14 protein-coding genes are annotated in these 20190 nt (G+C 62.4%); 7 read left to right on the forward strand and 7 right to left on the reverse strand.

The genetic code is table 11. The features are described from left to right. Window positions 1–389 precede the first annotated feature (389 nt). The 3 genes from VBE63_RS12320 to VBE63_RS12330 are packed head-to-tail and all read left to right on the forward strand — an operon-like array spanning window position 390 to window position 7874. Window positions 390–1262, forward strand: coding sequence for a PhnD/SsuA/transferrin family substrate-binding protein (locus VBE63_RS12320; RefSeq protein ID WP_323683325.1), 873 nt, complete (start codon window positions 390–392; stop codon window positions 1260–1262). A 26-nt stretch (window positions 1263–1288) separates the two neighbouring features. Further along, the gene (locus VBE63_RS12325) at window positions 1289–4129 is read left to right on the forward strand and encodes a diguanylate cyclase domain-containing protein (protein WP_323683326.1); all 2841 of its coding nucleotides are present in this window, start codon (window positions 1289–1291) and stop codon (window positions 4127–4129) included. 19 nt (window positions 4130–4148) lie between these two features. Continuing rightward, window positions 4149–7874 (forward strand): EAL domain-containing protein, encoded by a 3726-nt coding sequence (locus tag VBE63_RS12330; RefSeq protein ID WP_323683327.1) that lies wholly within the window; start codon window positions 4149–4151, stop codon window positions 7872–7874. Here VBE63_RS12330 and VBE63_RS12335 read toward each other — a convergent pair. Beyond that, window positions 7805–8257: a DsrE family protein gene (locus tag VBE63_RS12335; protein WP_323683328.1), complete on the reverse strand. Its 453-nt coding sequence runs from the start codon at window positions 8255–8257 to the stop codon at window positions 7805–7807. The two genes, VBE63_RS12330 and VBE63_RS12335, sit on opposite strands and share 70 nt — an antisense overlap. 190 nt (window positions 8258–8447) lie before the next feature. On the opposite strand from VBE63_RS12335, the gene VBE63_RS12340 reads away from it, so the two are divergent. The 3 genes from VBE63_RS12340 (at window position 8448) to cobJ (ending at window position 10926) form a co-directional block, all read left to right on the forward strand. After that, complete coding sequence (locus tag VBE63_RS12340; RefSeq protein ID WP_323683350.1) at window positions 8448–9071, forward strand: precorrin-8X methylmutase; 624 nt, start codon at window positions 8448–8450, stop codon at window positions 9069–9071. A gap of 182 nt (window positions 9072–9253) precedes the next feature. Then, on the forward strand, window positions 9254–10003 hold the full coding sequence (locus tag VBE63_RS12345) for a precorrin-2 C(20)-methyltransferase (protein WP_323683351.1): 750 nt from the start codon (window positions 9254–9256) through the stop codon (window positions 10001–10003). Between the two features lie 119 nt (window positions 10004–10122). Next, window positions 10123–10926: a precorrin-3B C(17)-methyltransferase gene (gene cobJ / locus VBE63_RS12350; RefSeq protein WP_323683329.1), complete on the forward strand. Its 804-nt coding sequence runs from the start codon at window positions 10123–10125 to the stop codon at window positions 10924–10926. 108 nt (window positions 10927–11034) lie between these two features. Here the strand turns inward: cobJ and VBE63_RS12355 are convergent, their stop codons facing one another. The 4 genes from VBE63_RS12355 to VBE63_RS12370 all read right to left on the reverse strand — a co-directional run bounded on the left by VBE63_RS12355 (window position 11035) and on the right by VBE63_RS12370 (window position 15492). Next, entirely contained in the window at window positions 11035–11355 is a 321-nt protein-coding gene (locus VBE63_RS12355) for a YkgJ family cysteine cluster protein (RefSeq protein WP_323683330.1), read from the reverse strand. Then, complete coding sequence (locus VBE63_RS12360) at window positions 11327–11743, reverse strand: hypothetical protein (RefSeq protein ID WP_323683331.1); 417 nt, start codon at window positions 11741–11743, stop codon at window positions 11327–11329. The genes VBE63_RS12355 and VBE63_RS12360 overlap by 29 nt, the downstream gene beginning before the upstream one ends. A 427-nt stretch (window positions 11744–12170) precedes the next feature. Then, window positions 12171–14576 (reverse strand): sucrose synthase, encoded by a 2406-nt coding sequence (locus tag VBE63_RS12365; protein WP_323683332.1) that lies wholly within the window; start codon window positions 14574–14576, stop codon window positions 12171–12173. A 10-nt stretch (window positions 14577–14586) separates the two neighbouring features. Then, a complete protein-coding gene (locus VBE63_RS12370) occupies window positions 14587–15492 on the reverse strand; it encodes a carbohydrate kinase (RefSeq protein ID WP_323683333.1) in 906 nt (301 codons plus the stop codon). 259 nt (window positions 15493–15751) lie between these two features. Here VBE63_RS12370 and VBE63_RS12375 point away from each other — a divergent pair, with 259 nt between their 5' ends. Beyond that, entirely contained in the window at window positions 15752–16555 is an 804-nt protein-coding gene (locus VBE63_RS12375; protein ID WP_323683334.1) for a DUF2189 domain-containing protein, read from the forward strand. 77 nt (window positions 16556–16632) lie between these two features. On the opposite strand, the gene VBE63_RS12380 is transcribed toward VBE63_RS12375, so the two are convergent. Further along, window positions 16633–19038, reverse strand: a complete 2406-nt coding sequence (locus VBE63_RS12380; RefSeq protein ID WP_323683335.1) for a putative bifunctional diguanylate cyclase/phosphodiesterase — start codon at window positions 19036–19038, stop codon at window positions 16633–16635. A gap of 3 nt (window positions 19039–19041) precedes the next feature. Further along, entirely contained in the window at window positions 19042–20166 is a 1125-nt protein-coding gene (locus VBE63_RS12385; protein WP_323683336.1) for a spermidine/putrescine ABC transporter substrate-binding protein, read from the reverse strand. Window positions 20167–20190: the final 24 nt, after the last annotated feature.

Below are 20190 nucleotides of genomic sequence, written 5' to 3' on the forward strand. Positions count from 1 at the left end.
TCGATCCTGCCGTTGCTGTTCGCGCTTGCGGCGTTGCTGGCGTTGGGGCTGAGCGAGTACGTCAGGCTCAGTCTCTGAGCAGCAGGCGGTTTAGGGCATAAGCGTTATGATATACCACAAATCACTGGGCAGCATCGACGCAACAATCGTTGCTTTTCCGCCCTATACCAAGTATTACTACTTGCCCTTTTATGCGATCTAGGGCTAAATACCAGTAGGATTACCTGATTCGTTCGTCGACAGAGAGCCTCATCATGCAAGCCTCCTGCATCCGCTTTGCAAATGGTTGGCTTGACCGGTTTCGCAGGATTTGGAAGGGTGCTGGTAAACCGAGTGGTGAGGATATGCAGGTTTTTCGATCTTGCCCGCGACTGCCTGGTCGTCGTCAGATGGCGCGGTTTGCAAGTGTGGCCGCAGCGCTGTGCTTCACCCTCTCACCATCATCCGGACTTGCGACCCAGCCGGCGACCCAGCAAGCGTTAGTCTACGCGCCGCTACCACTGGAAAACGCCTCACTGACCCAAGCGCGCAATCAGCCGCTGGTCGATCTGCTGGCGCGATTGCTGCAGCGCCCGCTCGAGATGCGGCTCTATCCCAACCATGCCGCCCTGCTTGATGGCATCACCAGTGGCGACGTCGATCTCGCCGAGCTTGGCCCCTTGCCGTTCCTGTTGGCGCGTGAGTCATTGCCTGGCCTGCAGGCGGTGGCGACCTTCCGTGAGGCGGACGGGCGAACCGATTACCGCTGTGTGCTGGTGGCCCCGGTCGATGGCCTACGGGCGCTGTTCCAGATCGCCGGCCGCGAGCAGCCGCCAACGCTGGCGCTGACACGCAAAGAATCCACCTGCGGACCCACCGCCAGCTTCTGGTTGCTCGTCGAGCACGGCATCGATCCGGCCTTCGTTCAGGCCGCGTACCAGGGTGGTCATGACGAGGTGGCGCTGGCGGTGTTGCGCGAAACCTTCACACTCGGCGGCGTCAAGGACAGTGTGGCGCGCGACTTCCATGGACTCGGCTTGCGGGTGCTGGCGGCGTCGGAGCCGGTCCCCGGCTTCGTCCTGGTCGCCAACACCGAGCGCCTGGACGACGAGGAACGCGAGGGGTTGCAGGCGGCGCTACTCGCCTTGACCGAAGGCGAAGGCCCGCTCACAACCCTGCAGAATGGCCGCCATGGCTTCGCGGCCTTCGAGCGCGGTCCCTTCGAGCGTATTGAGGCCATGCGCGCATTGGCTGCTGACTGGCTCGATCAGGTTCTGTACTGATGCCTCTTGGGCTTCAGCCATCGGAGATGGCCCAGCGCCGCCTCCTGGCACTAGCGCTGATGCTGACCCTAGTGGTGCCGATCGCCTGGTTATCCTGGGCCTTGCTGACTAATGATCGGAATCGCGCCGCGCAGACCCTGCTCGAGCGCGATCTGTTGACCCTCTCGGTCAGTTGGAGAGCGACCCAGCTACTGCAGCGCAATAGCGTCGTCACCTATTTTGAGGAGTATGTGCGCGATGATCCCCGCACACTCGCATTACTGCAGGCCGCACAAGATCCGGAGCAAACCGACCTTGCCCGACTGCACCTGTTCCGACACCTGAGCCCGGCCTACGCACGCTTGGTTGAGCGTGGTGTGCGTCAGTTCCACTTCCACCGACCCAACGGCGACAGTTTTCTGCGCTTCCATCATCCGGCCCGCTTCGGCGACAATCTACTGGCTGTGCGCGCTTCGATCCAGCGGGCCAATACCGAGCTCGAGTCCGTGTTCGGCTTCGAGGTCGGGCGCGTGGTCTCGGGCTACCGGAGCCTGTTTCCGATTATCGATGCGCAGGGCAGTCATCTTGGCAGTGTCGAGCTCAGCCTGCCGTTTAAAGTCTTGATGGACGAGTTGCAGGCCCTGATGCCCCAGGTTTCCTTTCAACTGCTGCTGCTCGCGCAACGTCAGCGCAGGATTCTATTCGATGAGCAGCAAAGTCTCTACGAGGCCTGGCCGGCCTCGGAGCGGTTCTTGGTCGAAGACCCACATCGCCTGCGATCGGATTCACCAGCGCCGCTGCCAGACCCCATCCCGCAGGTGATCAAGTCGCTGGGGGAGCATCCCGCGCTGCTCACGCACCTGCATCAAGGCACCGAGCAGGCCTTCCGCCTGCAGGCCGCTGGCCGGGACTATGCGGTACTGCAAACGCCGATCATCGATCCAGCGGGTGAGCAGATCGGCCTGCTGCTCGCCTATGTCGATGAGCCCGGCCTGACCGCGCTGGATCAGGCCTTTCAACTGCGCCTGATCCTGGTCGGGGTCGTGCTGGCCGTGCTCTCCCTCATTCTGCTCTGGCTGCTGTGGGTACTGGATCAACGGCTCAGCGAGCGCAATCGGCTGCAAGTCATTACCGATACCCTGGGGCAGGGCCTCTATCTGACCGATGCCAAGGCGCGGATCATCCGCATGAACCCCCATGGCCGCGCCCTGCTGGACTATCCCGAGTCAGCCTTGCTTGGTGCCTCCGCCCATGATCTGTTTCATCGGCATCAAGGGAATGCCTTCGAGTCGGATACGAGCTGTCCGATCCTGGCCACCGTGCGTGCGGGCCGCGAGTATCGTGCGGAGACCCGTTTTCGGCGCGCCGATGGGCAACTGCTCGATGTGTTCGTCGTCAGCCGACCGCTGCTGCGGGAAGACCAATATGTCGGGGCGGTGACCCTGTTCGAGGACATCGGCGAGCGCAAACAAGCCGAGTGCGCGCTGGCCGAGAGTCGTCAGCGGCTGGCCAATATTATTTGGGGCACGGGCGTGGGCACCTGGGAATGGAACCTGCAGACCGGCGAGACGCGCTTCAATGAACGTTGGGCCGAGATCATCGGCTACCGTTTGGAAGAATTGGAGCCGGTCTCGATCGACACCTGGCTCAGGCTCTCTCACCCCGAGGATTTGGCCGAATCCCAGGCGGCGCTTGCACGCCACTTCGCCGGTGAGACCGATCACTACGAGGCCGAGGTACGCGTGCGTCATCGCTCGGGTGACTGGATCTGCGTGCTGGATCGGGGACGCGTCATCACCCGGACCCCGGACGGTCAGCCAGAGTGGATCGTCGGCACCCATCTCGATATCACTGCGCGCAAGCGCGCCGAGCTCGCTGTCAGGCAAACGACACGCCTGCTGCAGGCGGCACTGGAGAGCTCTCCCTCGGGGATTCTGATCGCCGAGGCGCCGGAGCAACGGATTCGTTTCGCCAATCGTCCAGCCCTCGAGCTGCTGGCGATCGAGCCCAACCGCCTCTCGGGTCCAAGCGTCCTCGGGTTGTCCAATCATGACGCGGATTGGCAGGTGCTGCACCCGGATGGTCAGCCCATGTTGGTGCAAGAGCGGCCGCTGACGCGCGCCATGAACCAGGGTGAAACCGTCACGGGTGAAGAGGCCATCCTGGTTGGCGTCGATGGCCGCCAGCGCTGGGTCAGTCTCTCCGCGGCGCCAATCAAGGATGACGACGGCCGCATCAGCGCCGGGATTGTGGTGCTGTCGGACATCAGCGCACAAAAAGAAGTCCAGCACCAGTTGCAGCGAAGCGCACACTATGACGCCCTCACCGGCCTGCCCAATCGAGTCTTGCTGAGCGACCGGCTGGAGCAGGCGATGGCGCGCTCGCGGCGCAGTGGTTACCGGCTTGCGGTGGCGTTCATCGATCTGGATGAGTTCAAGCCGGTCAATGATGAATACGGTCATGCCATCGGCGATCAGTTGCTGATCACCCTGGCGCGGCGCATGCGCGACTGTCTGCGCGGCGTGGATACGCTGGCGCGCTTAGGTGGTGATGAGTTCGTCGCTGTGCTCTGCGATTTGGCGGACGCATCCGATGCGCAGGTGCTGGTCGAGCGCTTGCTCGAGGCGCTCTCGGCGCCGGTGCAACTGCAGGCACAGATCAACCTGAGGCTGAGCGGCAGCATCGGGCTAACCCTCTATCCGCAGCCGCTCGAGCAGGATGTCGATCAACTCCTACATCAGGCCGATCAAGCCATGTACCAGGCCAAGCTGAAGGGGCGCAATGCCTGGTGCCTGTTCGCGGGGGCGACCACCTCGCCGGCGATCAATGCGCTTGAACTCGAACATCGCTCGGAACCCGCGCGTGCCGATGCCCCCCATACCGTTTGAGGGCCGCTCTGGTTTGAGCATGCACACTCACCCCCCGTCCGTGCTGCACCGCCGGCGCTGGGGGTGGGCGCTGGCCGCAGCCTGGCTACTCACGGCCCTCATGGCGCTGGGCGTTTTCTGGGTTGAGCATGACAAGGCCGTGCAGGCGCTGTTGGAGCGCAATCTGTCGACGCTGGCAATCAGCTGGCAGGCGATACAAGCCCTGCAGCGCAATACGGTAGTGACCTATTTCGAGGAATATGTCGAGCAGCCACGCACCATCGCCTTGCTACAGGCCGCGCAAGACCCCGCTCAGATCGATGCGGCACGCCTGCAGCTGTTCCGGCATCTAAGCCCAGCCTATGCGCGCATGGTCGAGCGCGGTCTGCGCCAGTTCCACTTCCACCGCCCCAATGGCGACAGCTTTCTGCGCTTTCATCATCCCGCGCGTTTCGGCGACAACCTGCTGGCCGTGCGCGCATCGATTCGCCTTGTCAATACCGAGCTCGAGCCGGTGTTTGGCTTTGAAGTCGGGCGCGTGGTGTCCGGCTACCGCAGCCTGTTTCCGATCATCGATGAACAGGGCCAGCATTTGGGCAGCGTCGAGTTCAGCCTGCCGTTCAAGACCCTACTCGAAGAGTTGCAGGCGCTGATGCCGCGGCATGCATTCCAGTTGCTGCTGCATCAGCAACGCCAGCGCGACATCCTCTTCGATGAGCAGCAGGGCCTGTACGCCCCCTGGCCGGCGTCGGCGGCCTTCCTGATCGAAGACCCACACCGCCTGCGGGCGGATTCACCGCCACCGCTGCCGGCGGCGATCGAGCCACTGATCGCGCGCCTCGGCGAGCGCCCGGCGCTGATCGAGCGGCTGCAGGAAGGCCAGCCACAGGCGTTTCGACTGCGCGCTGATCATCTCCATTACGCGGTGCTCGCAATGCCGGTGCGCGACCCCGGTGAGGCCGAGGTCGGCATGCTCGTCGCGTATGTGGCCGAGCCGGGCTTATCGGCGCTGGATCAGGCGCTGATGGTACGTGTCATCGGCACCTGGTTGGCGTTGCTGGCCGTAGCCCTGGTGCTGTTTTTCCTGCTCTGCGCGCTTGACGAAAAGCTCAGCGAGCGGCATCGCCTCAAGGTGATTGCCGACACCCTGGGTCAGGGGCTGTACCTGACCGATGACGAGCACCGGATTGTCACCGCCAATCCCTATGCCCAGGATCTGCTCGGTTACAGCGAAGCGGAGCTCGCCGGCCAGTCACCGCATGAGCTGTTTCACCAGCACGAGCACAAGGAATGCGCTGGCACGGCTGCCGAGGGCATAGCGCCACCCTGCCCAATCATCCAGACGTTACGCGCCGGGCAGGAATATCGCGACGAAACCCGCTTTCGGCGCGCTGATGGCGACTGCTTCGAGGTTTTGGTGGTCGCCCGACCCCTGATGCAAAACGGCAGCTTCGCGGGTGCCGTCACCCTGTTTGAGGATATCCACGAGCGCAAACAGGCCGAAGCCCGCCTACAACTGGCCGCCAGTGTCTTCGAGCACACCCATGAAGGCATCGTCATCACCGATGCCGAGGCCAAGATCATCGATGTGAATGCGGCCTTTACCCGCATCACCGGCTACCAGCGCGAAGACGTCGTCGGGCGCAATCCGCACCTGCTGAATTCCGGTCGACACCCCAAGGCCTTCTACCAGCAGATGTGGCAGATCCTGCAGACGCAGGGACGCTGGAGCGGCGAGATCTGGAACCGGCGCCAAAATGGCACCGAGTATGCCGAGCTGCTGACCATCAGTACGGTCTACGATGCAGCGGGTCGGATACAACGCTACATTGCGGTGTTCTTGGACATCTCGGCACAGAAAAAGCACCGTCAGGCAATCGATGCCATCGCCCAGACCATCGCCGCCGAGTACAGCGTGGAGTCGATCCTCGCCACCACCTGCCAACACCTCGGCGAGGCCCTGGAGGCGGACCGAGCGCTGGTCTACGACATCGATTTCAAGCAGCAACTGATCATCGGTCTGCATGAATGGCTGAATCCCGCGCATCCCAACATGCCCTCCTCCATCGGTCGCTATCCGCTGGCCACCTTCAGGAGCGGGGTGACCTACATGCGCCAACAGCGCACCTGGCTGGTTAGCCATGCCGATGCCATCCACCCGAGGTTGAGTGCGGATGGCTCAGCGACCATCCTGCATGACCAGATGCACATTGGCAGCCTGTTTTGGTATCCCTTCAGCTTTCGCGAGGATGGCTACCACCTGCTGGTGTTCAACTGGCTGAATCCCCAGCCGGTGCCGGATGAACATCAACTGGGGTTCATCACCTCCGCCGCCGGACTCACGGAACTGGCCCTCAACAAGATCCGCATGCTGGAGCAACACCAGCAGCAGTTGGAACAGATTGCCCACTTCGACAGCCTCACCGGCTTGCCCAACCGCGTATTGTTGGTCGACCGTTTACGGCAAGCGATGGCGCAGACCAGCCGTCGTGGCGAGCGCATGGCCGTGGTCTATCTGGACCTGGATGGCTTTAAGGCCGTCAATGACACCCATGGCCATGAGACGGGTGATCGGTTGCTGGTCGGCGTCGCGAAGCGACTGACAGGGGTGCTGCGCGAGGGTGACATCCTAGCGCGCCTAGGCGGCGATGAATTTGCCGTGGTGTTCATGGATGTTCCGCCTCTCGAGGCCAGCTTGCCCTTGTTGCAACAGCTGCTGCTGGCCGCCGCTGAACCGCACCATGAACAGGGGCTGCAGCTACAGGTCTCGGCCAGTCTTGGGGCCTGCCTGTATCCCCAAACCGAGCCGGTCGATGCCGATCAATTGCTGCGCCAGGCCGATCAGGCCATGTATCAGGCCAAACTCACCGGTAAGAATCGTTATCATCTCTTTGACGACGCCTATGACCGTCAATTGCGCGAGCGTCATGAAGGCCGAGAATGCATTCGCCACGCGCTCGCGCGGCAAGAATTCGTCCTCTACTACCAGCCCAAGGTGGATATGCGAGACGGCAGGGTGATCGGCGCCGAGGCGCTGATCCGCTGGCAACACCCCGAACGCGGCGTCTTACCCCCCGGCCTGTTTTTACCGCTCATCGCCAATGATCCGCTGATCGTGGCGCTGGGCGATTGGGTGATCGAGGCGGCCCTGGCGCAAGTCAGCGCCTGGCGTGCCGCCGGCCTGGTGCTACCGGTCAGCGTCAATGTCGATGCCCTGCAACTAGCCCAGGCCGATTTCATCGCCAAACTGCGCGCGGCCTTGGCGCGGTATCCGCAGGCGCACCCCAGCGATCTGGAATTGGAGGTGCTGGAAACCAGCGCCCTAGAGGATATCGTCGCGGTCACCAAAACCCTGCGTGCCGTGCAGGCACTGGGCCTGTCCTTGGCGCTGGACGACTTTGGCACCGGCTACTCCTCGCTCAGCTATCTGAAACGCCTGCCGGTCGAAACCATCAAGATCGATCAGAGCTTCGTGCGCGATATGCTGGATGACCCCGATGATCTGGCGATTCTCGAGGGCATCATCAGTCTGGCCGCCGCGTTCCAGCGTCAGGTGCTGGCCGAGGGCGTGGAAACCGCCGCCCACAGCGAACGGCTGCTGCAGCTTGGCTGCAGCCTCGGCCAAGGCTATGCGATCGCCCGCCCGATGCCCGCCGAGGATCTTTCGAGCTGGTGCGCGACCCGGAGGGTCGGTTCTCACCAAGACAGCGTCTTCACCGCCGGATCGAACAAGATCCCGAGCACCAGGTCCGGATTCCCCATCTGAACGCCGTCGATGAAGTCGTCCTCGGTGAGGCCTGCCGCCTTGGAGCAGGCGGCACAGGCGATGACCAGCCCTCCGTCCTTCGCGAACGCCTGCAGCATGTCCTGAATCGACCTGCCCTGCTCTTTCAACAGCCCGTGGATATGGGATGGCCGCTTCTTGTCGGCCAGGTAGATGCCACGGACGTTGAGCCAGATCGCCACCGGCGTATGGCCGCGCTTCAAGACCCGCTCATGCGCGAACTGGATCGCCTTGGCCGCCGCCCAAGTGTCATCGGTGGTCAGGTTGACGAACAGCCCGCCTTTGGACTCCTCGGCCTGGGCATTCCAGGACAAGCTCGTCAACGCCAAGACCAAGACAACAGTCAGTAAGAAAGCATTCTTCATCGATCAAACTCCAAAGTGTAACGGCTCCCGAGTCTGACCCAGGGCCACAAGCAGAGGATTATCGCACTGACTGAACCCATCCGCTGATCGCGCACCTAGCCCTAGCGACGGGCTCGGGTTAAGCTTGTTGGTTTGGCCTTGCAGCAGGTGCCGCTTCGTCCTGTTCGCCGGCCGCAGCCAGCTGCCCATGATGTACGACTATCACCGCGACGCCCACGCCATCTACCGCGAATCCTTCGCCATCATCCGCCGCGAGGCCGATCTCAGCCGCATCCCGCCTGATCTCGAGGCACTGGCGGTGCGCGTCGCCCATGCCTGCGGCATGCCGGATGTGATCGATGATCTGCGCTTCTCGCCGGGTGCCGGCACAGCTGGACGCGAGGCGCTTGCCGCCGGCGCGCCGATCTTCTGCGATGGGCGCATGTCGGCCGAGGGCATCACCCGCGCCCGGCTGCCGGCCGATAATGCGGTGATCTGCACGCTCTCCGACCCGCAGGTCCCGGCACTGGCCAAGCAGATCGGCAACACCCGCACCGCTGCAGCGCTCGAGCTATGGCGCCCACGGCTTGAAGGCGCGCTGGTGGTGATCGGCAATGCCCCCACGGCGCTGTTCCGGCTGCTCGAGTTGCTTGATGAGGGCGCTGACAAGCCGGCCCTGGTCCTCGGCTTCCCGGTCGGCTTCGTCGGCGCGGCTGAATCCAAGGCGGCGCTTGCTGCAGACAGCCGCGGGGTGCCGTTCGTCACCCTGCGCGGTCGACGTGGCGGCAGCGCCATGGCCGCAGCAGCCGTCAACGCACTGGGGCAGGATCATTGATGGTGCCCATCGACCCCATCGCAGGGACTGAACCAAGCACCTCAGGTATCGAACCAGACACCACGGGTATTGAGCCAGGCACCGCAGGTACTGAGCTAGGCACCGCAGGTACTGAACCAGGCACACCTGTTGAGCGAGGCCAAGGCATCGATCTGCGCACCGGCACCGATTCAGTCAGGCAGATTGAGCCGAGAGACCCGGCGAAGCCAGGGCGGCTGTTCGGGCTCGGGGTCGGCCCGGGCGATCCAGAGCTGATCACCGTCAAGGCGCTGCGGCGACTGCGCGAGTCCGAGGTCATCGCCTACTATGCCGGTCCGCGCAAGCGCGGCAATGCGCTGACCAGTGTAGAGTCCTGGCTGCGCGACGATCAGCAGCGCCTACCGCTGATCTATCCGGTCACCGGCCGCCCGCCCCCGCCGCCGTTCGACTACGAAGGCACCATGCGCGCCTTCTACGATGCCTCCGCCGAGCGCGTCGCCGAGCATCTCCGCGCTGGGCGCGATGTTGCCGCGCTCTGCGAGGGTGATCCGCTGTTCTATGGCTCCTTCATGTACCTGCATGACCGCCTCGCCGACCGCTTCGAGACCGAGGTCGTGCCCGGCGTCTGCTCGGTCGTCGCCAGTGCCTCGGCGCTACAGACGCCGCTGGTCTACCGTGATCAGACCCTGCTGGTGCTGGCCGGCACCCTACCCGAGGCGGATTTAGAACGGATGCTCGCCAACGCCCAGGCAGCCGCCATCATGAAGCTCGGCAGCCACTTCGAGAAGGTGCGGCGGGTCATCATGGCGCTTGGGCTGGGTGATCGAGCGCTCTATGTCGAGCGCGCGACCATGACCAACGAGCAGATTCGCCCACTTGCCGAGGTCGACCCCGCGCAGGTGCCCTATTTCTCGATGATCTTGGTACCAGGAGAGCGCTGGCAAGCCGCATGAGCAGGCAGCGCAGGACATTCCAGCCACGCCCAGGATCGGTGCTCTGTGGTGCGTGGATCAGCGCCCAGCTGAACATCCGCACGAACGATTGACCAACAGCATGCAACCTGACCGAACTCATGCAACTTGAGCAGCAACACAGCGTGAAGCCCAACTCGGGAGGCTGGCTGCGTGTGATCGGACTCGGTCCTGGTGACCCCGCCCTACTCGCCCCAGCCGCAAAAGCGGCGCTGAACGAGGCCGAGGACGTCATCGGATATCGCACCTATATCCAGCTCGCGGGTCCATTCCGCGACGATCAAAGGGTCCAGGACTCCGACAACCGGGTTGAGCTGGAACGCGCTCGCCACGCCTTCCAGCTCGCCGCAACCGGCCGCCGCGTTGTCATCGTCTCTTCCGGTGATCCGGGCGTCTTCGCGATGGCGACGGCGGTAATGGAGGCGCTGGAGCAGGCCAAAGACCCGGCTTGGGATTCGGTCGATCTACAAATCATCCCGGGCATCTCCGCAGCCCAGGCCGCCGCAGCGCGGATTGGCGCCCCGCTCGGGCACGACTTCTGCACCCTGTCGCTGTCGGACAACCTCAAGCCGTGGTCGGTGATCGCGCGCCGGTTGCAGCTGGCCGCCGAGGCCGATCTGGTGATCGCGCTCTACAACCCGAGCTCGCGCGCTCGGCCACATCAGTTCAGCGAGGCCCTGGCGCTACTGCGTGAGCATCGCGCGCCCGAGACCCCAGTGATCTTGGGCCGGTCGATCGGTCGCGCCGACGAGCAGGTCTTTGTCACGACGCTCGCCGAGGTCGATCCCGCACAGGTCGATATGCGCACGGTCATCATCATCGGCTCCTCGCAGACCCGCATCATCCAAACCGCCACCGGCCGGCGCTGGGTCTATACGCCGCGCTGGTATCCGGCGGGGAAATAGACTCACCATTTGTAAGTTGAACTTAGAATCCATGCAACCTCGGCTAAACTGGCTGCATGATCCCTCGCACACTCGCCTAGCCGCGTACCGCCGCGACCGCACCCTTGTCTAGCCGGTCTCAGGCTCGGAGCGCGCTGCTAGGCATTCGGCGCCGCCCATCGCGACATCCCGACAGAGCTGCGGGCGTGATGCATAGATCAAGCATTGTAGGTGCTGGCGGTCAAGCGCAGCACACCAGCCATCGTCAAGGCGCTCCATCACCTCGGCGCCCCAGGCGTCAAGGATCACAAAATGACTTGGCACGCGGTTATCGCCGAGCAACAAGACCTCCTTGCGGCAGCAACAGGCGCTGCAGTCTTCGCAGCGAACACTGGGGTCGATGACTTCGTCTTTGTCGCGACTACTCCTGGTCTGCGGCGTTCTGCTCACTGTCCCGCTCCTTGCAGTCGAAACGCCGGAAACGCGCGCTGCCGTCCGGGTCGATCTCGGTCAGGGTCATCATCAGGTTCTCGAAATTGATCTTGAAACGCCCCTGCTGGGCTTCGACCTGCTTGCCGGTGAGCCAGATCGCCTCCTCGGTCTCGAGATCGTCAGCGCTGCTCTGAATGCTGGCAAAGTCGTAGTTGAAATCCTCACCCGGCCTGCTCTTGGTGACCAGTACATCAATAGGGTCGGATTCCTTGGGTGCCTGCTCGTCGTAGCTTAGTTCGCCCGGCGCACCAAAGGCGACCACCCGCATCGGTTGCTCGATGCAGATTAGATCAAGCCGCTCCGACTCAAAGCCTTCGCTGGCTTGGAGGGTTGCGCCGGAAGCCAATAAGCCAAGGACCAGGGGCGCCTTTATGGACCAATGTCTAAAAGACAAGCGTCTAGAAGGCAGGCGCCTAAATCGGCATCCCCACAGGCGTGTGAACATTTCTGTGGGCACCAGTAAGTCAGCGGACACAGCCCGGGGCTGGCCTGCAAGCCCGAGCCATGAGCCGCATCGATATGCGTTAATCATTGAATCCTCCGCGAGAAACCGTCCGAGAGGACGGGAGAGTTGAGCATCATGACGATGACTTGATCATAATCCTAAAAAGAGCATTTAACCGCAGATTAACGCAGAGATTTCAATACATTGCAGCCGTTCATTGCTTCACCTGATGGGCGGCCTTGCTAAACCTGCTAAGACCTTGTTTTATATTATTTTAATCTGTGAAAATCTGCGTTATCTGCGGTTTATAGGATAATGGCTTGCCCCCCTATAAGCGCATCGAGCGCGCTAGCGGTCGGTACTGCAGGCCGTAGAACATCTCCAGATAGCGCGTGGTCTCGGTGCGCTCCAGGTTGCTGACATATTTCCAAAAGCCGTAGACCCGCGATAGCGTCATCATGCGCTCGGCATAGCGGCGCCAGGTGTAGCGCTCCTCGACCCGTGCCAGGGCGCCGTTGGACAATGCGAGCCACTGATCGCTGTCCTCGGCGCAGCGGCGCAAGAAGTCGGCGATCAGCGCCGCCGAGGCCTCGCCATGGTTCGGATCGATGTGAAAGCCTGACACCCCGTCCTCGATGATCTCGAGCGGCCCGCCATAGCGGGTCGCGAACACTGGCAAGCCGCAGCTCATCGCCTCGATCACCGTCAGCCCGAAGGCCTCGAATAGCGCCGGCTGCACAAAGAGGCCGCGGCGGTCTGCAATGCTGCGATAGAGTTCGCCAGCCAGCGACTTCTCGAGATGAATCCCCAGCCAGCGCAACTGCCCATCCAGGCCGTGATGGTCGAACAGGCGATGCATGGCCTCGATCTGCTCGCGTTCCTCGTCGTCGCCGGACTGGCCTGGGTCGACATGACCACCCACGACCACCAGGTTCGCCTGCTCGCGCAGCGCTTGGCTGTTGCCGAACCAATCGACGAGTCCGGTGATGTTCTTGATCCGGTCTAAACGCGCCATGGTGAACAACAGCGGCCGCTCGCGATCGGCCAGCCTGCCGCGCGACTCCCCTTCACGCGGGCCACCAAAGATGAGCGCGTCGATCTCATCCTGCAGATGCACCAAGCGTCGTTCGCCATCGGTGTAGGGGAAGTAGATATCCTCATCCGCGCCCGGCGAGACGATGTTGAACTTGGGATCATAGACATCGACCCCGGAGACCACCCGATACAACCCTGGCATGGTGAAGCTGGTGTAGCTCTCGTACTGGCCCATGCTGTCGTCAGTACCGGCAATCTCCTGATAGGTGCTGGTAATGACAAAGTCGGCGCTGTTAATCGCGATCAGATCAGCGGTGAACTGGACCGAGAAATGATAGCGTTCCTCGTTGTCGCGCCAGTACAGGTCCGAGAGCAGGTACTTGGTCTTCTCCAAGGCATGGGCGATGTTGCATTGGCTGACGCCGAGCCGCTGCGAGAGCAGCGAGGCGACCAGATTGCCGTCTGAATAGTTGCCGATGATCAGATCGGGCCGCCCGCCCAACTCGGCCAAGAGCTCACGCTCAGCGTCCAGCGCATAGTCCTCTAGGTAGGGCCAGAGTTGGAAGCGCGAGACCCAATGCGGCAGGATCTCGCCGGCGGCGTTGCGAAACGGCACGCGCAGGATCACCGCGTTGCGAGTGCCAGCAATGGGCTCGAGCCGCTCGTTGCACATGGTGCCTTCAGACTCAGGAATGAGCCGAGTCAGCACCACCACACGTGGCTCGATATCGATCCCCTGCTCGGCCAGCCGTTGATGCATCTCGCGCTCGAGCGCGCGCACCTGATCCAGGATATAGACGACCTGGCCGCCGGTATCCGGGCGCCCGAGCACATTCGACTGCCCGAACCAACCGTGCGGCGAGACGATCGCGATCGAAAAGATCATCGGCACCCGGCTCAGGAAACTCTCCAGCGACTGTGGCGAGGGCGCCTCAAGGATGTCGAGCAGCAATCCCATGGTCTCGCGGATGCGCGCGGCATCATGGCCCCAACCGGGCTCGAAGCCGAACCCGCGCAGGTCCGCTGAGAGCTCAGCAACAGCTGTGTGGCTGGGGCGGCGGCGTAGTGGAATCATCGCTTGACGCAGGGCGTTACGCAGCTCGGCCACGCTATTAATGGCATCGTTCAGCATCAGCTGGTGGCCGCGGTAGCTGTGCATCCGCAGAAAGCCGAGGAGACGCTGATCGCCCTTACCCAGCTCATCGAACAGGCGGCTGGAGAGGCGTCGATTGAGGAACTCGACGCCACGACCAATCGAGCCCTCCTCGGTCAACGTCTGCTGCTCGCGGTAGAACGGACGCAGATCGATCTCAAGGCCGAACGGATCATCGTTGCCACCAGTGGCCAGATGCTCCTTGAAGCGCAGAAACTCGGAGACCCTGACCTCGTTCAGGTCCATGGTCTCGAGATGGATGCGTAGGTAATCCCACTTCGCGACCCGGCGGCGCAGCGCCAGATAGACCCAAGAGGCATTAATCGCTGCCTCTTGCGCCTGTGCCAGCGCGCGCGCGAGTGCGGAATCAGCGATCTGCTCATCATCGCGGCACAGTTGCTCGAGCGCATCCTGCAAGTCGCTCTGCAGCAAAAATGGGCGTTGCAGCCCGATCAGATGATGCATCACGCGATGTGCCTTACTGCGATTCTCGGCGAGAAAGGCAGCGAGCGCCGGCACACGGGCATTGGGGACCTCGGCTTGCATTGGCATCCCCCTAGCCCACCCCGCCCAAGCCCCAATCCTTGAGGAACGGCGCATAAAATTCGGGATCAGGCACCGTGGCTCCGCGCTGGCCGACGATGGCCGAGGCGAAAGACTGTGCGCGATCCAGCGTCTGCTTTACTGGCCAGCGGCGGATCAGCCCAAGGATCAGCACCGAGGCGAAGCCGTCGCCTGCCCCCACCGCATCGACCACCTGGATCGCGCCGGTGGGCGCCACGCGGCTGATAGCCCCATCGGCCTCCACGGCAAAGGCGCCCTTGGCACCGAGGGTGGCAAACAGGGCCTCCAGCTCATAACACTCCCGCAACCGCTGCGCTCGGGCCTCGACATTCTCCCCCTCGGGCGCCAGCAGCGCGAGTTCATCGGCGTTGAGCTTGACCCAGGTCGCGCCTTCCAGCAGTTCGATCAGCCTCTCTTTCTGCCACCAGGGATCGCGCAGATTCACGTCCAGAAAGATCGACGGGCTCAGCCGTCCCCGCAGCATGCGCAACGCATCGGCAGAGACCGAGTGCCGCAGCGCTAGGCTGCCGTGATAGAGCAGCGTCTGCTCCGGCAGCGGCGGCAGCGCTGCCGCATCGATGTGGTCGTAGGCGCGATCAGGCAGGATCTCGTAGCTCGGCTCGCCCTCGGCCAGCGAGACCTGCACGGTACCGGTGGCATGCTCAGGGTCACGCTGCAGCCCGAGGGTGGTCATCCCCTGCTCGCGCATCGCCGCATCAATCCGCTTGCCAAGGTCATCCTCACCCACGCGGCTCAAGAACACCGGATTCAACCCGAACGCGGCCAGATGCCAGGCGACGTTGAACGGCGCGCCGCCCAGTACCTCGGCGCCATCGGGGAAACAGTCGAACAGGGCCTCGCCGAAGACGAGTGGCGGCTGCTGATGATCGAACGGCATAGTGCTGAACTCCGCGAGCTGTGGCGACCGAAAAGGTCGATCATGCTAAGGGCGTGCGGGTCATGGCCGCAAGCAGCGGGTCTCGCAAACAACCGATCGAGCCCTCTTCTGCGAGCGCCGATCTCGGGCTTGCTTTAGTATTAGAAAAAGCTTATATTCTTACTTACCTAAACTCTAAAACCTGTCCAGGGTCGGCGAGTCGATAGGCGCGACAACCGAGCGCCCGACTTGGCCCTCACCAACCCCCGGAGTCTTTACAATGACAACAGAAACAATCACCTTTCCCTCAACCGATACCCATCGGGATGTCGTTCAGGGCGATACATTATCGATCCAGCGGGTGGCATCGAATGCACCGCTGCAGTGGCTCGGGCAAGGCTGGAACACCTTAACGAAGACACCCTTTGTCAGTCTCTTCTATGGTTCGCTCTGCGCCCTAACCGGATTCGTAGCGCTAACCATGAGCCGGGCCATGCCGGGTTTGACGTTGAAGTTTCTGATCGTGCTCTTGCTGCTCGGGCCCTTTCTGGCTGCCGGACTCTACGTGACTGCACGTCGCCATCTCGCGGGTGAACAGATCGGGATTCGCGCCAGCTTTGCACTCTACGGTCAACGGCGCTCAAGCCTGGCATTGTTCGGACTCCTGCTGATGTTCGTTGTCGCCTTCTGGACGATGGCCTCAGCGGTCATCTTTGCGATCAAGGTGACCACGCTGGCTCCGACCTCCAGTGGCTACGTGACCCTGTTAGGAGGTGGCATGGACCCGCTGATGATGCTTTTCACACTGGTGAGTAGCGTCTTACTCGGCGCAGCCGTGTTCGCGACCAGCGTGATCGCCGTTCCGCTGATCGTCGATCGTGACGCCGGCCCCATCGCTGGTGTTCAGGCAAGCTGGCGTGCCGTCACCCTCAATCCCGGGCCGATGTTGCGCTGGGCGGGATTGATCCTCGGCCTGATGCTGGTCGGGACGCTCACCGCCTTCGTCGGCATGATCCTGATCTTCCCGCTGCTCGGCTACGCCAGTTGGTATGCCTATCGTGACTTGGTCGGCGAGGCCGAGTGATCGACAAGACAGCCCGCTTGCGCCAACGGATGGCGCTCGAGCCCAACCCTTCAGCCCAACCTTTCAGTCTAGACGACTCACCGAGCCAAGAAGCGCGAAGCCTCGGTGGCCCCGTCAGGGCGGGCAAAGAGGTAGCCTTGACCGAGATCGCAGCCAAGCCCGTACAGCAGATCCCGCTGCGCTTGGGTCTCGATCCCCTCGGCGACCACTTGCATCCCCAAGGCCTTGGCCATCGCGATCATCGCCGCCACCAGGGCGCGATCTTCGTCGCAGGTGCACATGTCGGAGACGAAGCTCCGATCGATCTTGATGCAATCGATCTTGAAACGCCGCAGATAGTTGATCGACGAGTAGCCGGTGCCAAAATCATCGATGTGCAGCGCAATCCCGAGTTCGGCCAGCGCCTCGAGACGCGCGCTGTTGATCGGGCTGATGTCCATCAGCACCGACTCGGTGATCTCCACATGGAGTTGGCTCGGCGCGAGCTGGAACTGCTGCAAATAGCCTTCCAGGCGCTCGATCAAGGAACCGCGCAGCAGTTGCAGCGGCGAGATGTTGATGGCCACGGGCACCGTCTTCAGCCCTACCGCAGCCCAACGCGCAAGCTGCGCGCAGACCTCGCGCATGACCCAGTCGCCAAGCTCCTCGATCAGCCCGGTATGCTCGGCAATCGGGATGAAGCGTGCCGGCGAGATCGAGCCAAGCTCAGGATCGGTCCAGCGCAGTAAAGCCTCGAATCCAGCGATCTGCATGCCTGCGATGGTAAACAAGGGTTGGTAGTAGACCTGAAAGGCGCGCTCGGCCACCGCCAGCCGCAGGCGATGTTCGAGTAGCAGCCGTTCCGAGGCCTTGGTGTCGAGATCGGGCGAGAAGAAGCGATAGGTATTGCGACCATCCGCCTTGGCGCGATACATCGCCAGGTCCGCACAGCGGATCAAGCCTTCGGCATCATGGGCATCGCGCGGAAACTCGGCGACACCGACGCTGGCGGTGACCACGTAATGGCCAACACCCAAATCGAACGGCTTCGCCGTTTCCGTCAAGATCCGCTCGGCCACGCGCGCCGACTCGTCGTTGTCGAGCAACCCGCCGATAAAGAGCAGCAGCTGATCACCGCCAAACCGCGCCAACTGCGAGCGGCCACGCAAGGCTTCGACATTGAGCTGGGTCCTAAACCGCTCAGCCAAGATCCGCAGCAGCCGATCGCCGCTCGCATGACCAAGGTTGTCGTTGATCTGCTTGAAGTTATCCAGATCGAACAAGAGCACGGCGAGCGGCTCACCAGCGGCTTGACAGTCCTGCAGATAAGTTTGCAGGAGTTCGCGAATCAGGTGCCGATTGGGAAGGCCGGTCAACTGATCATTGAAGGCCAAATCTTCGATCTGCTTGCGATAGGTACTCAATCGCTGGCCCATCTCGCGCACATCGTCAGCGAGGAGGCCCATCTCGTCGCTGGAGCGCACATCAATCGTCGGGGTCAGGCTGCCCGCACCAATCGCCTGTGCCGCGCTGCGCAACTGCGCGAGTGGTGTGAGGACGAGCCGACGCAACGAGAGGTACAGGACCAGCGTCAACAACAGACCTGAAACCAGCGTGATGGCGACAATCTTGAGCGCCAGTTCTTGCAGTGGCTTCAACAAGGCATCAGCAGGCAACAGCGCAACGGCGGTCAAGCCCGCCCCGACAGGACGCGCCTGCAGCAGCCGATGACGGCCATTCCAATCGATCTTGATCGGCTCAAGCTGCGGTGCCTCTGCGCTAGTCGCGATCTCCAACACCCGCCCTGGAAGCGCGTCATCGCCCGCCGCAGCATCGCCAGCACCGAAGAGTATCTGGCCGTCGTTGGAGACCAAAAACAACCAGCCGAGGTTCGGTCGCAGTTCGTTGACCTGTGCATAGAGCCTAGCGAGAGAGACCGTGAGCGCGATGAATCCGCGCAAGCGGTAAGGCCCCTCTGTGGCATCGCTATAGCCTAGCGAAAGCCGAATGGGGCGATAGAAGATGAGACTGTTGTTTTCCTGGTCGAGCAGCTGGGACTCTGGGATTGGGAGCTGTTTCAACAAGGCCGCTTCGACCGCTGAGTCGACCCCGATCGCACCGCTCAGGACCCCCGCCGCGCGTGCATCTTCGCGTCCGTCGGGCATCAGAAAGCGAACCATCCGATACTCGGGGTAGGTCCGACGATAGTCTTGAAAGAGCTTCAGCAGCGGCGATTGGAACAGCGAGTAGCGATCCTCTGGATTGCTGCTCCGCGCGTAGCGCTCGGTCTCCGGGGCGAGCGTGAGGAGATCAAGGCTCGCATTCGCATTCTCGACTAGATCTTGGGTCGCTCGCTCAACGTGGTGCAGCGCCGTATCGAGGCTTTGTTCGGCCTTGCGCTGCAGATCAGCACCCGAATAGCTCCAGCTCAGCCAGCCAGAGGCTAGCAGCGGCAGCGCAATCAAGGGCACTAGCGCTAAGGCTAACTTCGCTTGCAGGCGCACGAATCAGCGGCCGTGAACGATCGTTGAGTAGACTTCGACGCGCTGGCGCACCGCCTCCGGTGACAGCGGCTTGTAGTGCTCGCAGCGGGCGAGGGTCTCGGGCGGAGGGTAGATCAATGGATCGCTGAGAAACTCGGCTGGCAACAGTGCCTCGGCAGCCCGATTGGGCGTTGCATAGGACAGATAGCGGGCATTCTGCGCCGCCACCTCGGGACGATTGAGAAAGTCGATGAAGGCTGCGGCTAAATCAGACTGGCCCTGTGCGCCAATCGTCAGATAATCGATCCAAATCGGCCCACCTTCTTCTGGCACCCGATAGCGGATCGCATCATGCTGCTCCATCAGCATCGCCGCATCGCCGCTGTAGCTCATCGCCGCCACCAGCTCACCAGTGATCAGCGGCGATTCAGGGCCCAGCTCTAAGGTGCCATAACCGCGCAAGGCGGACTTTTGCTCCAACAGCAGTGCGGTGGCTTGCTCGATCTGCTCGGGGTCCGCGCTATTCATCGAGAACCCCAGCGCCTTCAGGGCCATGCCGATCAGATCGTCACTGTCGGCGATCATCATGATACGCCCAACCAAGGCCGCATCGGGGCGAAACAGATCCATCCAACGCCGTGGTGGCTCCGGCACCAAGTCAGCCCGATAGGCAATGCCGGTGGTGCCCCAAAAGTACGGCACGGCATAACCGCTGGTCTGCGGATAGGCCTGATCGATGGCCTCGTCGATATGGCGCAAATTGGGAACCTGTGCCGCCTCGATGGGGCGAATCCAGCCCCGTCGCCGATAACTCACAACAGCACTGCTGTCGAGCACCGCGACATCGAATCCTTGACCATCGCTCTGCACGACGAAGCGATCACGGGCATCGTCACTATCGAAATAATCGAATCTGACGCGCGTCTTGAATTCCCGCTCAAACGCATCGACGAGGCCTGGATCGAGATAATCCGGCCAGGTCAACAGCCGCAGTTCGTGTATCGGCCCCTCTATCGGCCCAGCCTTGGCAGCCGCTGATTCCTCAGCCAGCACGCCGCTGGCAAACAACACGGGGACGAGCAGCAGGCCGATCAACCGCCATGACGCCCGCAGCAACCCCTGCTCGTGCTTCACCCGCAGCCCCATCATCGACAGTGGATAATCATCGTGCTC

Origin of the sequence: Lamprobacter sp., from assembly GCF_034860625.1 — a bacterium.
In the GTDB taxonomy this organism is placed as follows: domain Bacteria; phylum Pseudomonadota; class Gammaproteobacteria; order Chromatiales; family Chromatiaceae; genus Lamprobacter.

Coding starts and splice junctions, on each gene's coding strand:
- VBE63_RS12320 (WP_323683325.1), top strand. CDS start 390: ATGGCGCGGTTTGCAAGTGTGGCCGCAGCGCTGTGCTTCACCCTCTCA.
- VBE63_RS12325 (WP_323683326.1), top strand. CDS start 1,289: ATGGCCCAGCGCCGCCTCCTGGCACTAGCGCTGATGCTGACCCTAGTG.
- VBE63_RS12330 (WP_323683327.1), top strand. CDS start 4,149: ATGCACACTCACCCCCCGTCCGTGCTGCACCGCCGGCGCTGGGGGTGG.
- VBE63_RS12335 (WP_323683328.1), bottom strand. CDS start 8,257: ATGAAGAATGCTTTCTTACTGACTGTTGTCTTGGTCTTGGCGTTGACG.
- VBE63_RS12340 (WP_323683350.1), top strand. CDS start 8,448: ATGTACGACTATCACCGCGACGCCCACGCCATCTACCGCGAATCCTTC.
- cobJ (WP_323683329.1), top strand. CDS start 10,123: ATGCAACTTGAGCAGCAACACAGCGTGAAGCCCAACTCGGGAGGCTGG.
- VBE63_RS12365 (WP_323683332.1), bottom strand. CDS start 14,576: ATGCAAGCCGAGGTCCCCAATGCCCGTGTGCCGGCGCTCGCTGCCTTT.
- VBE63_RS12370 (WP_323683333.1), bottom strand. CDS start 15,492: ATGCCGTTCGATCATCAGCAGCCGCCACTCGTCTTCGGCGAGGCCCTG.
- VBE63_RS12375 (WP_323683334.1), top strand. CDS start 15,752: ATGACAACAGAAACAATCACCTTTCCCTCAACCGATACCCATCGGGAT.
- VBE63_RS12385 (WP_323683336.1), bottom strand. CDS start 20,166: ATGATGGGGCTGCGGGTGAAGCACGAGCAGGGGTTGCTGCGGGCGTCA.